The 12,511-nt window shown below is 38.6% G+C and carries 13 protein-coding genes; 4 read left to right on the forward strand and 9 right to left on the reverse strand.

Annotation, left to right across the window (positions count from 1 at the left end):
• Position 1 precedes the first annotated feature (1 nt).
• From WBF63_RS03520 to WBF63_RS03535, 4 genes are all read right to left on the reverse strand, one after another.
• Positions 2 to 2,746: a 2-oxoglutarate dehydrogenase E1 component gene (locus WBF63_RS03520; protein WP_424368313.1), complete on the reverse strand. Its 2,745-nt coding sequence runs from the start codon at positions 2,744 to 2,746 to the stop codon at positions 2 to 4.
• 155 nt (positions 2,747 to 2,901) lie between these two features.
• A complete protein-coding gene (locus WBF63_RS03525) occupies positions 2,902 to 3,117 on the reverse strand; it encodes a (4Fe-4S)-binding protein (RefSeq protein WP_424368314.1) in 216 nt (71 codons plus the stop codon).
• A gap of 17 nt (positions 3,118 to 3,134) precedes the next feature.
• A complete protein-coding gene (locus tag WBF63_RS03530; RefSeq protein WP_424368315.1) occupies positions 3,135 to 3,575 on the reverse strand; it encodes a universal stress protein in 441 nt (146 codons plus the stop codon).
• Positions 3,576 to 3,606: 31 nt separating this feature from the next.
• Complete coding sequence (locus tag WBF63_RS03535) at positions 3,607 to 4,215, reverse strand: fumarylacetoacetate hydrolase family protein (RefSeq protein ID WP_424368316.1); 609 nt, start codon at positions 4,213 to 4,215, stop codon at positions 3,607 to 3,609.
• 361 nt (positions 4,216 to 4,576) lie between these two features.
• On the opposite strand from WBF63_RS03535, the gene WBF63_RS03540 reads away from it, so the two are divergent.
• The 3 genes from WBF63_RS03540 (at position 4,577) to WBF63_RS03550 (ending at position 8,536) form a co-directional block, all read left to right on the forward strand.
• Entirely contained in the window at positions 4,577 to 5,905 is a 1,329-nt protein-coding gene (locus WBF63_RS03540) for an FMN-binding glutamate synthase family protein (protein ID WP_424368317.1), read from the forward strand.
• A 7-nt stretch (positions 5,906 to 5,912) separates the two neighbouring features.
• Positions 5,913 to 7,232 (forward strand): NAD-dependent succinate-semialdehyde dehydrogenase, encoded by a 1,320-nt coding sequence (locus WBF63_RS03545; RefSeq protein ID WP_424368318.1) that lies wholly within the window; start codon positions 5,913 to 5,915, stop codon positions 7,230 to 7,232.
• A 98-nt stretch (positions 7,233 to 7,330) separates the two neighbouring features.
• Complete coding sequence (locus WBF63_RS03550) at positions 7,331 to 8,536, forward strand: NAD(P)/FAD-dependent oxidoreductase (RefSeq protein WP_424368319.1); 1,206 nt, start codon at positions 7,331 to 7,333, stop codon at positions 8,534 to 8,536.
• Here WBF63_RS03550 and WBF63_RS03555 read toward each other — a convergent pair whose 3' ends face one another.
• The 5 genes from WBF63_RS03555 to WBF63_RS03575 all read right to left on the reverse strand — a co-directional run bounded on the left by WBF63_RS03555 (position 8,537) and on the right by WBF63_RS03575 (position 12,088).
• Complete coding sequence (locus WBF63_RS03555) at positions 8,537 to 9,040, reverse strand: hypothetical protein (protein WP_424368320.1); 504 nt, start codon at positions 9,038 to 9,040, stop codon at positions 8,537 to 8,539. It lies immediately after the preceding gene.
• A gap of 131 nt (positions 9,041 to 9,171) precedes the next feature.
• Positions 9,172 to 9,888 (reverse strand): head GIN domain-containing protein, encoded by a 717-nt coding sequence (locus WBF63_RS03560; protein WP_424368321.1) that lies wholly within the window; start codon positions 9,886 to 9,888, stop codon positions 9,172 to 9,174.
• Positions 9,889 to 9,905: 17 nt separating this feature from the next.
• Positions 9,906 to 10,943: a hypothetical protein gene (locus tag WBF63_RS03565; protein ID WP_424368323.1), complete on the reverse strand. Its 1,038-nt coding sequence runs from the start codon at positions 10,941 to 10,943 to the stop codon at positions 9,906 to 9,908.
• Entirely contained in the window at positions 10,927 to 11,487 is a 561-nt protein-coding gene (locus tag WBF63_RS03570; protein WP_424368324.1) for a hypothetical protein, read from the reverse strand. The genes WBF63_RS03565 and WBF63_RS03570 overlap by 17 nt, the downstream gene beginning before the upstream one ends.
• A gap of 4 nt (positions 11,488 to 11,491) precedes the next feature.
• Positions 11,492 to 12,088, reverse strand: a complete 597-nt coding sequence (locus WBF63_RS03575) for an RNA polymerase sigma factor (protein WP_424368325.1) — start codon at positions 12,086 to 12,088, stop codon at positions 11,492 to 11,494.
• A gap of 49 nt (positions 12,089 to 12,137) precedes the next feature.
• Between WBF63_RS03575 and WBF63_RS03580 the strand changes: the two genes are divergently transcribed.
• Positions 12,138 to 12,506: a hypothetical protein gene (locus WBF63_RS03580; RefSeq protein ID WP_424368326.1), complete on the forward strand. Its 369-nt coding sequence runs from the start codon at positions 12,138 to 12,140 to the stop codon at positions 12,504 to 12,506.
• Positions 12,507 to 12,511 lie beyond the last annotated feature (5 nt).

A 12,511-nucleotide genomic window follows, 5' to 3' on the forward strand; every position in this document is an offset into this window, starting at 1 on the left:
TTTATTCAAAAACTTTGTTAATCGTGTTATTGTGTATTGTGTTGAATTTCTGATGAGAACCTGTTGCTGGTGAAGCTGCTTCTCTCGGTGAAATCAATTCAAATGGAATGTCTCTTAGTTTTCTCAATAAAAATGTCCAAGCACCCATGTTTTCCGGTTCTTCCTGTGCCCAGATGATGTGTTTTTTATTGGAATATTTATTTAAAATGGATTCGATTTTTTCTTTATCCAAAGGATACAATTGTTCCAAACGAACCAATGCTACATTTTCAGCATTGAGTTCTTCTTTTTTCTTCAATAAATCATAATAGAATTTACCTTGACAGAAAACCAGTTTTTCAACTTTTGCCGGATCTGCCGACTGATCATCAATCAGTGTTTGGAATTCGCCGTTTGCCAGTTCGTCCATAGTAGAAACGACCTGCGGATGTCTCAATAAACTTTTGGGTGTAAATACCACCAGTGGTTTTCTGTATTTCGCACGGGTCTGTCTTCTCAGTAAATGGAAAAAGTTAGCCGGGGTTGTACAATTGGCCACAAACATATTTCCCTGTGCACAAAGCTGGAGAAAACGTTCCATGCGTGCCGAAGAGTGTTCCGCTCCCTGACCTTCATATCCGTGTGGAAGTAAAAGCACAAGTCCATTCTGGATTTTCCATTTGTCTTCTGCTGCGGAAAGATATTGGTCAATTAAAATCTGAGCCCCATTGGCAAAATCACCAAATTGAGCTTCCCAAAGGGTAAGAGAGTCAGGAGCAGCCATGGCGTATCCATAGTCAAATCCCAAAACTGCATATTCGGATAAAAGGGAATTGTAAATGGTGTATTTTCCTTGTTTATCTGCTAAATGGTTCAGAAGGATAACTTCTTCTTCTGTATCTTCTGTTTTAAGTACAGCGTGACGGTGGGAGAAAGTTCCTCTTTCCACATCTTCACCGGAAAGTCTTACGTCATTTCCTTCGTCCAAAATTGATCCATAAGCCAAAAGCTCGCCCATTCCCCAATCCAGTTTGTTTTCTACAACCATTTGTTTGCGTTGACTGAGCAAACGCTGAATTTTCTTGATAAATTTTTTACCGTCAGGAATTGTGGTAATCGTTTCTGCAATATTATGGAGTTTTTCAACCGGAAATTTGGTGTCGACTGTTTTAAGCATATCTGCTTCACTGGCCATTTCATAACCTTCCCATTCGTCTGGCATAAATGTATCCAGTTTATTTTTTTCGATTTCCTTCGCCGCATCGAAATTTTCATCCAGTAATTGCTTGAATTCTTTTTCTTTTTCGGCAAGGATTTCATCTCCGATGATTCCTTCTTTTATTAAATGTTGTTTATATATTTCTCTGGGGTTCGGATGTTTGGCGATGATGCTGTACAATTTGGGTTGGGTAAAACGGGGCTCATCCCCTTCGTTATGTCCGTATTTTCTATATCCCAATAAATCAATGAATACATCTTCACCAAATCGCATACGATAATCAGCTGCGAAATGTAAAGCATGAACCACAGCTTCTGCATCGTCTGCATTTACATGCAAAACAGGTGACAGAGTAACTTTTGCGACATCTGTACAATAAACAGAAGAGCGTCCGTCCAGATAGTTTGTAGTAAATCCAACTTGATTGTTTACCACAATGTGAATGGTTCCTCCGGTTTTATATCCGTCGAGATTCATCATCTGTACAACTTCATAGACAATTCCTTGTCCGGCTATTGCGGCGTCACCGTGAATAAGGATGGGCAAAATCTTGCTGTAATCTCCACCGTAATCTTTATCTCCCTTGGCGCGTGCAATTCCTTCTACCACGGCATCAACTGTTTCAAGGTGAGAAGGGTTGGGCGCAAGGTTCATTTTTACTTTTTTTCCGGCAAGCGAAACCACTTCTGTAGTCGAACCTAAATGGTATTTCACATCACCTGAGAAAATGTCTTCTATGAATTCTTTTCCTTCAAATTCACTGAAAATCTGAGTATATGATTTATTAAAAACATTGGCCAAAACATTTAAACGACCGCGGTGTGCCATTCCCAAAACAACTTCTTCAGCTCCGGCCTGAGAAGCACGGTTGATAGCTGCATCCAAAGCAGGAATCAGCGTCTCGTTTCCTTCCAGAGAAAAGCGCTTTTGTCCGACAAATTTGGTGTGAAGGAAATTTTCAAAAGCTACCGCTTCATTCAGTTTCAATAATATTCTTTCTTTTTCCTGAACAGTTAGTTTCGGATGGTTCAGGTTTTCATTCAACCAGTTTTGAATCCAGTTATTTTTTTCGGGATCGCGTATGTACATATATTCCACACCTATGGAATCACAGTACATATGCTTTAGGTGTTCAATGATGTTGCGAAGTGAAGTTGATTTACCGATTCCAAGTATATTACCGGCGTCAAAAGCTTCATCCAGATCTTTTTCCGTCAATCCGAAATTTTCAATATCGAGAGTAGGCGAGTGCTGCCTTCTCTCTCTTACAGGATTGGTTTTGGTAAAAAGATGTCCCCTTGTGCGGTAGGCATCTATGAGGTTAATTACTTTAAATTCTTTCTGAACTTTTTCTGGGATTTCGGCAATTATCTGTTCGTTTACCTCGCCATCAAGTGAATGACCGTTATAGGAAACGCCGGCAAAATCAAATCCTTGAAAAAATGCTCTCCAACTTGGTTCTACGCTGTCAGGGTATTTTTTGTACTGCTCATACAGCTCACTTATGTATTCAGAGTGTATGGCGTTTAAAAATGAAAATCTCTCCATTATTAATTATGACTCTTGTGAGAATTAGCTTACAAATTTAGCACATTTCACACGTTAAAAAAACAGGAAAGGATATTTTCTTTCGTTTGAATAAAATTGGAACGAATTTTCAAAAAATCCTTAGCGAAATTTAATGATTTCGCAATAAAAATTGATTAAACTTTACTTTCATACCCCAAAGCACCGGAAGGGCAAGCGTCAATCTGAGCTTTCAATTCCTCAATAGTGGCATCTTCAGGTGTGATCCAGGGACGTGATTTTGGATTGTAAACATTTGGAAGCTTTTTAACGCAAACACCGGCATGGATACATTTGAAAGGAGTCCACAGAATCGTAAAGTTTTCGTCTTTTTTGTATCGTTTTGTTTCCATTTCTGTTGTATCAATGATTATTTTTCTTTTGGAATAACCAAAAGTGGTACGCTCGAATGTTTGATTACATCACTTGCCACACTTCCGATGAACATATTATATAAGGCGTTATGCCCCAAAGAACCGATGACAATCAAATCCACATTCAGGTCTTTTGCTTCCTGCACGATGATGTCGGCCGGGATTCCTTGTTTTACAATGGTTTCGCATTTGATTCCTCTGGCTTCAATTTCCGATTTTAGTTTACTCATCTGTTCAGCTTCCTCATTGAGCGCAGTTTGCTCAAGTTCAGGCAAATAGGTGAATCCAGTTTCACTTACGATGACCCCAATGTCCAAGGTAGCCACGTGAATCAGATAAATCTCACCATTTACGAGTTTTGCATGATCAATAGCTCTGGCAATAACGGTTTGGTTGAAGTCGGAAAAGTCAATGGGAACTAAAATTTTTTGTGACATAGCCGAAGTTTTAAATTTCTTTAAAGTTACGTTATTTCACCTGAACCTCAAAAACTTTTCGCTCATGCATCCAGCCTTCCAGCAAATCGTTTTCCTCAACACGACCAACTCCGGCAGGCGTTCCGGTGTAAATCAGATCGCCGGTTTTAAGTGTGAAATACTTGGAAGCTTCAGAAATAATTTTAGCAAAACCATGAATCATATCCTTGGTATTTCCCTGTTGAACAGCTATTTTATTTTTATCCAATCTGAATTCCAGATTTTCTAAGTCAAAGTCTTTTTTATCTAAAAATTCACCCACCACTGCAGAATTATCAAAAGCCTTCGAAATTTCCCAAGGATGTCCTTTTTCTTTTAATTGAGATTGCAAATCACGAGCAGTCAAATCAATCCCGAGCGAAATCTGTTCAAAATAATTCAACGCAAATTCGGGTTGAATATATTTTCCTGCTTTGGAGATTTTTAGAACTATTTCTGCCTCATACTGAATATTTTGACTGAATTCAGGCAAATAAAAATCTCTTTCCTTTTGTAAAAGTGCAGTGTCGGGCTTCAAAAAAAATACAGGATTTTCAGGAACTTCATTATTTAATTCTTTGGCGTGTTCTGCGTAATTTCTTGCAATACAGATAATTTTCATGTCACTTTTTAAAATTAAATTCAAAATTATTATTTAAAATCGATTTAATTCATAATCCATAAGAATTTTTAAATTTTAAACACAATTGGGTAGTTTGCAGTTAATGTTTAATTTTGTGTCGAATTCAATGAATTTTGAAATGAAAGTTAGGCCATTATTTATCCTATTATCAATCAGTATTTCGGTATTACTGATTGCAATTTCCTTATTTTGGAAACCTGTTCTTTGGTTTTTTGTGATTGTAGCGCCCCTTATTTTGCTGGGGATCATAGATTTAAACCAGAAAAAACATGCGATTAGACGAAATTTCCCGGTTATTGGGCGTCTTCGTTATTTTTTGGAGAGTATACGGCCGGAAATCATGCAGTATTTTGTGGAAAATGACCGTGACGGAAGACCACTGGATCGTGTAATGCGAAGCATGGTTTATCAACGTGCCAAAAATGTTACAGATACAGTTCCGTTTGGGACGCAAATGGATATTTATGAACCCGGATATGAATGGATGAATCATTCTATGTATGCCGGAAGAGTAAAAGTAGATGAAGATCCACGCATTATGATTGGTGGTGAACATTGTACACAGCCTTATTCGGCAAGTTTACTGAATATCTCTGCGATGAGTTTTGGTTCTTTGAGTAAAAATGCAGTTTTGGCTTTGAATAAAGGAGCAAAAATGGGACGATTTGCACACAATACCGGAGAGGGTGGGGTAAGTCCTTATCATTTGGAACCGGGTGGAGATTTGATTTGGCAGGTTGGAACAGGTTATTTTGGTTGTCGTGCAGATAATGGTAAATTTTCTCCTGAAAAATTTGAAAAAACAGCCGCTCATCCGAATATAAAAATGATTGAGTTGAAAATTTCTCAAGGTGCAAAACCGGGTCACGGAGGGATTCTTCCGGCAAGTAAAAATACGCCCGAAATTGCGGCTATTCGTGGGGTAACACCACACACTGAAGTAGATTCTCCACCTTCGCATTCAGCTTTTAAAGATGCAGAGGGATTGTTGAAACTGATTCATCAAATGCGTGATCTTTCAGGTGGAAAACCGGTCGGATTTAAAATGTGTATCGGCCGAAAAGAAGAGTTTATAGATATCTGTGAAGCGATGGTAAAAACAGGTCTAAAACCAGACTTTATTACCATTGACGGTGGAGAAGGAGGGACAGGAGCTGCACCGGTAGAATTTTCCAACTCGCTTGGTATGCCCTTACTGGACGGACTTGCTTTTGCAGTAGATACTTTGCGAGGTTATGCTTTGAAGGAAGACATTAAAGTCATTGCTTCCGGAAAAATCATCAGTAGTTTTCACATTGCACGCGTTCTTGCCATAGGGGCAGATTTGTGTAGCAGTGCCCGTGCTATGATGCTGGCAGTAGGCTGTATTCAGGCTTTGCAATGTAACAAAAACACTTGTCCGGCAGGAGTTGCAACACAGGATCCGGATCTGGTCAAAGGTTTGGATGTGGAAGACAAGGCATTGAGAACTTACAATTTCCACAAAAATACCATGAAGAGTTTTGGGGAATTGATTTCTGCCGCAGGATTGGTTCACCACAGTGAAATCGACAGAACTTACATCAACCTAAGAGCTGAAGTAAATAGTGTGATGCGTTATGATGAATTATATCCGGAAGTGGCAGAAGGCGCTTATTTGGATAGGATTAAAAATCATACGCCTGCTTAAGAAGAATATGTCAAATCAATATATCACGATAGATCAGGCCGTTCAGAAAATAGAACAGGCAAATGATTTATTCATCAAAAACAAAGCAAATTACAGAAACCGTCCGGTGGATAAAATCCGGAAAGTCGGCGAAATTTTGCTGAAAAACAAACAGGAATATGCAAGAGTGATTTCAGAAGAAATGGGTAAACCTGTTTTTGAATCCATTGCCGAAATTGAAAAATCAGCACTGAACTGTGAGTTCTATGCCGAACATGCCGATGAATTCCTGAAAGACCGAAAATATTCCACCGAACGATACGAGGCAACCGTTCGATACGAACCTTTGGGTGTGATTTTAGGTGTAATGCCTTGGAACTTCCCGTTTTGGCAAGTATTCCGATTTGCGGTTCCTACCATTCTTGCCGGAAATACAATTGTGGTCAAACACGCGAGCAATGTTCCCAAATCAGCTCAAATCATTGAAGAAATCTTTTTGGAAGCGGGTTTTGAAGAAGGTTTTTATTTCAACCTATCTCTGGAAAGTAAATATATTCAGACTATCATTGAACATCCTTTCATCAAAGCTGTTTCGCTTACTGGAAGCGAAAAAGCAGGTTCTTCTGTAGCTTCGATTGCCGGAAAGGAAATCAAAAAATCAGTTTTGGAACTGGGTGGAAGCAATGCCTTCATCATTATGGACGATGCCGATTTGGATAAAATCATTGACAAAGCCATCAATGCGCGTTATCGAAATGCCGGACAAAGTTGCATCGCAGCCAAACGTTTTCTGGTGCAAGAAGGAATTTATGAAGAATTTTTAACCAAATTCACACCCAAAGTAAAAGCTTTGAAAATGGGTGATCCTTTTGATGAATCCACGGAAATCGGACCGCTTGCGAGAATCGATTTGGCCGAAGAACTCGAAGAACAAGTCAATAAATCGGTAGAAATGGGTGCCAAAATTTTGGTAGGAGGAAAGCGCAAAGATGCTTTTTATGAACCGACTATTTTGACCGAAGTAACTTCTGAAATGCCAGTATTTAAAGAAGAAACTTTCGGGCCGGTTGCCGTTGTTTCAAAAATAAAGACATTTGAAGAAGCAGTTGAATTAAGCAATCTAACTACTTTTGGATTAGGTGTTTCCATATGCTCAGTGAATGTAGATAAATACACCGATAAAGCTCATTTATTTGATGAAGGCGCTGTGTTTTTTAATGAATTGGTTCGTTCCGATCCGAAACTTCCATTTGGAGGCGTTAAGAAATCGGGATTTGGAAGAGAGCTTTCAGAAGACGGAATTCGCGAATTTGTAAATACCAAAACCATCGTCGTTTCGAAAGCTTAGATTAATAAAAAATATAAATAAACAGAAAGCCTCAGAATTTTGATTTTGAGGCTTTTTTATGGGAAATTTCGACTAAATTTAAATCCTAAATCAAATTTATGGATTTACATTCCGGATTGCCTTTTTGGATCGTTAAAAATGAACTTTTCAATTATTATAACCCATTAAGCAAAAACCATAAAACCGAAGTTGCAGTGATTGGCTCCGGAATTACGGGCGCGCTTGTGGCGCATGAACTTTGCAAAGCTGGAATAAAATGCAGTGTTTTTGACAAACGCACCATCGCCACCGGAAGTACGGCAGCGAGCAGTGCTCAGCTTCAATATGAAATCGATGTTCCGCTCTGTAAAATGAAAAAGAAAGTAGGCGAGGAGGCAGCTGCAAAAGCTTATCACGCGAGTTTGCAATCGATTAAAGACATCGAAAAAGTTCTGAAAGAAGCCAATGCCGATGCAGGTTTTCAAAACCTTTCAAGTCTTTGGTTGGCATCGTTTAAAAAAGACATCAAATTATTGGAAAGAGAATTTGAAATCAGGCAGAAACATGGTTTGCCAGTGGAATTCCTTGACGATAAAAAGCTTAAAACACAACACAAATTGAATTATCCGGCAGCTTTAAAAAACAAGGAAGCAGCCATGATGGATACTTACTCGGCGGCTACAAAACTGCTAAAATTTCATTTGGACAAAAAGGAATTAGAACTTTATTCACATACCGAAATTGTGAAATGGAAAGAAGTCAAAAACGGTTATGAGTTGGAAACGCAGGAAGGCAAAAAGATTCAATGTAAATATGTGGTGATTGCAACGGGATTTGAAGCGGGACAGTTTTTGCCAAAAAATCCGATGAAACTGATTTCAACTTATGTTTTAGTTTCCTATCCGGTTGCAGAAAAAGAATTATGGCCGGAACGAAGTCTGATCTGGGAAACAAATTCTCCCTACGTTTATATGCGAACCACGTCCGATAATCGCATAATGATTGGAGGAGAAGACGAAGATTTCAGAGATCCGGTGCGACGCGACAGTTTGCTTAGAGAGAAAATTCAGAAACTTGAGAAGAAATTCAGTAAAATATATCCAGAGATTCCGTTTACAACCGATATGGCCTGGTGCGGAACTTTCAGCTCCACGGAAGACGGATTGCCTTACATCGGAACCTGGCCGGGCAAAGACCGAATGTTTTTTGCGCTTGGATATGGCGGTAATGGCATCACATTCAGTATGATTGCTGCACAGATTATTGCCAATAAATTGTCCGGTAAAAAGGATGAAAGAACGGAGATTTTTAAGTTTGAGCGCTGATTACAACTGCAATAATTCCATTTTTTTGCGACAACGCTCAATGTCGGTTTTGATTTGATCTAATTTTTCGAGGTTATTCTGCATAGGGATGATTTCCTTGTATTTCGCAATCGCTTCCTCAAATCTTCCAGAATATTCCAACATATAAGCCCATTCGGTATAAAGCGAAATTTTATTGATTCCCACGACATCTTTTGCTTTTTCGATGTGCGCTTCTGCTTCTGCACCGCGGAGTTCAGTGTTGAGGAGATACAATAAATTGATGTAAGGAGCCGGATAATCGGGTGTGAATTCCATCGCCTGTTTGTAAAGACGTTCAGCCTCTCGAAATCTTTTTTCTTTGGTTTCGTAAATCCAGCCGATATGGTTGTAAGCCTTTCCAAATCTAGGTTCTTCTTCAATAATTCTGAAAAGTATTGCTTTTGCTTCTTCAAATTCCGTGTCGGCAATCAGCTGATCGGCAAGTCTGAAATCCGCTTCCAAATGTTCTAATCGTTCATCCATCAGAGTGAAATTAATTTATGCGTAAATATAAGGTTTATTCAAAATCCTTTGACTATTCAAAACAAAAATCCCTGCCCGAAAATTACGACAAGGATTCTTTCTGAAAGAAAGTATCTGAGCTAAGATTCACTTTAATTGGCATCAATCACATCTCCGGATCCACCCGATGCAACTTTAATTTTAGTTGGATTTCCTTTGTAAAAAATATCTCCGGAACCGGAAACTCCGCCTGTCAAAGATTCGGAAACCTTAACTTCTGTATCGCCTGAGCCCGAAACTCCAATTTCCACATCATTTGCATCTAAGTCGAAGGCGTGAACGTCTCCCGAACCCGATGTCGCCACCTTCAAAACTTTGGTTTTACCAGACAATGTGATATCTCCTGATCCTGAAATAGCGGTGGATGTTTTATGGGCTGAAACTTTTGCCTCTATATCTCCAGATCCACTTATAGCCGCTGTAAATTCCTCTACATTTTGGGTACCTTTTGCTTTTATACTTCCGGAGCCTGAAAGCCCTAAATATTTCAAGTTCTGAGCATTAATTGTAATTCTTACCGGTTTTTTAAAACTCAGATTAAATCCTTTTTTAGTTTCCAAAACCAAGGAATTTCCTTTTACTTCGACAATTATTTTTCCCAAAATATTTGCGTCTCCTTCGAGCTTAATTTTTCCGTCCTGTGGGGCATCATTTATAACGACTTCGAAAGCACCTGACGAACCTACTGCCTCAAAATTTTCATTGACGTTTCTGATTTCTGTACTGAAATTTCCGTTTCCTTTTACAGTTTCCTGCGCACAGGAAATCAGGGAAAGACCAAAAAATGCGGTGATGATAAATGTTTTCATAATTATTTGATTTCTGATTATTTAATTTTTGCGCTACCGTAATTCATATTGATCAATACCTCTCCGGAACCGTCTCCGGCTTTGCCTTCGTAGGTTTTGGCCACTGATTTTTCGATTTGTTTGGACATATTCACGTTGGATGGAAATTTCATTCCGCCGTATTTGAAATTTCCGGTGAGCGTATATCCGGCTCCGGAATCCATTCCGATGGAAACATCAGAATAATCAGCTCCAATCGAAATTTTATTGAATCCTTTTCGGACATTTCCGATGGCAATGGAGCCGTAGCTCATAGATGAAACAAAACTGGTCTGTACATTATTGATTTTCAGATTTGTATATTCAGATACACTTGAAACCGAACCGGCTTGTTCAATGAAAAGATTTCCATAATCCATACTGCTGACCAAATCGGAAATCTGACCGATGGTTACATCGCTGTAATCCGCATTGAGATTGATAACTTCAGATTTTGAAATATTGATCCGGCTGTAATCCATCGTAAGTTGCACCGATTTTACAAAATCCACACTGGCAGAAGTTACATAGTCCAAATCCCAGGTATTCAACGCGTTTTCCATTTTCCCCAAACTCATATTTCCATAATCCAGATGAATGACCGAATTTCCTTTGAGCTGATCCAGCGAAATATTTCCATAGCGGTTGGTAATGTTGATATTATTGCTTTTTGGGAGTTTCACGAAATAGTGAATCGTAATGTTGATATTATTGCTGTTCCGAATGTTTTTAATGATTGTTTCGGCCGAAACGAGATTTGGGTTTGCGCTAAAATCCACCGAAATCGAATTAATGCGTTCTTTTACGCGGTCGGCATTGGCGCCATCAACTTTGATTTCGATATGAAATTCGACCGTATTTCTGTCCCAGGTGGTCATATTGACATTTCCGTATTTGTTGCTGATGCGCAGTTCAGCATTGGGATTCACGGTAAAAGATTTATCGATGATTTTGGTTTCAATTGCTGCCGGACCGGTTGCGGTGGCGAACTGAATTCCCCAAAATATGAACAGGAAAAGGCTATAATATCGTTTCATTTTGATTGTGTTTAAATTCTTGAATGGTATTGATTTGAGTAAGAACGGTTTCTAAAACTTCGACCTGCAGTTGCAAATTCATAAGTACAGACTTCATTACCTGCGGATTTCCACCACTTTCTTTTAAATCTTCAAGCAAATGATTGTAATCTCTCTGTAGGTTCTGAAGCTGATTTAGCGAATTATCCACCAACTCACGGTTTTCTTCGGTTTCCATTGATTTTACTTTTTTTACGTTCATTTCGACCAGATAAGCAAGCTGATTTTCGGCTTCACTTAGTTCAGGCGAGATTTCAGCAAGCGAAAAACTTTGATTATCGGGATTTTCCGGTCGAATTTCTGTCCAATAATAAATGGACAACATCATCAAAGGAATCAGGACTGCTGCGACTTTCCAATAATTGAATTTTGGTTTTTCAACAAGCGGAAATTCCTGTTCGAGTTTATCAAGGAATCGTTTTTCGTGTCCGGAAGGAAGTGTAAATTCTTCCCGGATTTTCTCCTTATTATCTTCAAATATTTTTTTCCAATTATCTTCCATCATCACTTTAATTTAAAAGTGTAATTAATTTATTTTTAGCTCTATTGAGCATTACTCTTGAATTTGCATAACTCAGATTTAATATTTCTGAAATCTCTTCGTAATCGTATCCTTCCAGATAATAAAGCGAAAGAATAATCCGATAATTTTCAGGCAAATTATTCATTGCTTTTTTGACGGCTTCAATCTTTTCGCTCAGGTCAATTTCTTCAGAATCTTCCAAAAGCTGAAGATTTTCTGCCGATTCGGCATTCTGATACATTTTCTCCTTTTTGAGGTAATCCAGTGATTTGTTGATTACAATTTTCTTCAGCCAGGAACCAAAAGTTACTTCTGCTTTGAATTCGTCCAGTTTTTCAAATGCCGATAAAAATGCGTCCTGCATGGCTTCTTCGGCTTTCATCTCGTCTTTAATTATGTTTCTGCTTACCTGGTACATAGCGCGCGCATATTTTTTGTACAAAGTCATTTGCGACTGACGATCGCCTTTTTGACATTGTTTCAACAATTCTTGTTCGCTATTTAACTGAAATATTTTCAATTCGGTAATCAGTTTCTGTACAAAAGACGAAAGGTAATTCTTAGTTGTTACAGTTTTGGTCAAAAATTTGAATAAAATATTTTAAATTCGTTTAACTTAAAAATCTATAATTATGAAATTCTCTTTATACATCAGCGTTATGGCTTCGTTTATATTCTTCAATTTTTCTTGCGAAGCCAACAAACAAAACACTGAAGCCACCGAATCCGGCGAAATGACATCAACCCAAAATGAAGTCTGGACCGAAGGAATTACCACCATCACCGGAACTATTTCAAACGTAATTCAGGAAAAAGACGGACAAACCATTGTGCTATACAATAATAAAGGTATTGAATACACGGCCGTCATCAGCATTCCGAATCTTGGAGAAAACGCTGCCCAATACAGACAATTTGAAGTGGGAGAGGAGATCGGTTTCCGAGGAAATCTGATTGAAAATCAACGAATGGTAGTCAGAGAAGTATTGGAAATGCGATGAAAAAT

Origin of the sequence: Moheibacter sp. (genome assembly GCF_049672845.1) — a bacterium.
In the GTDB taxonomy this organism is placed as follows: domain Bacteria; phylum Bacteroidota; class Bacteroidia; order Flavobacteriales; family Weeksellaceae; genus Moheibacter.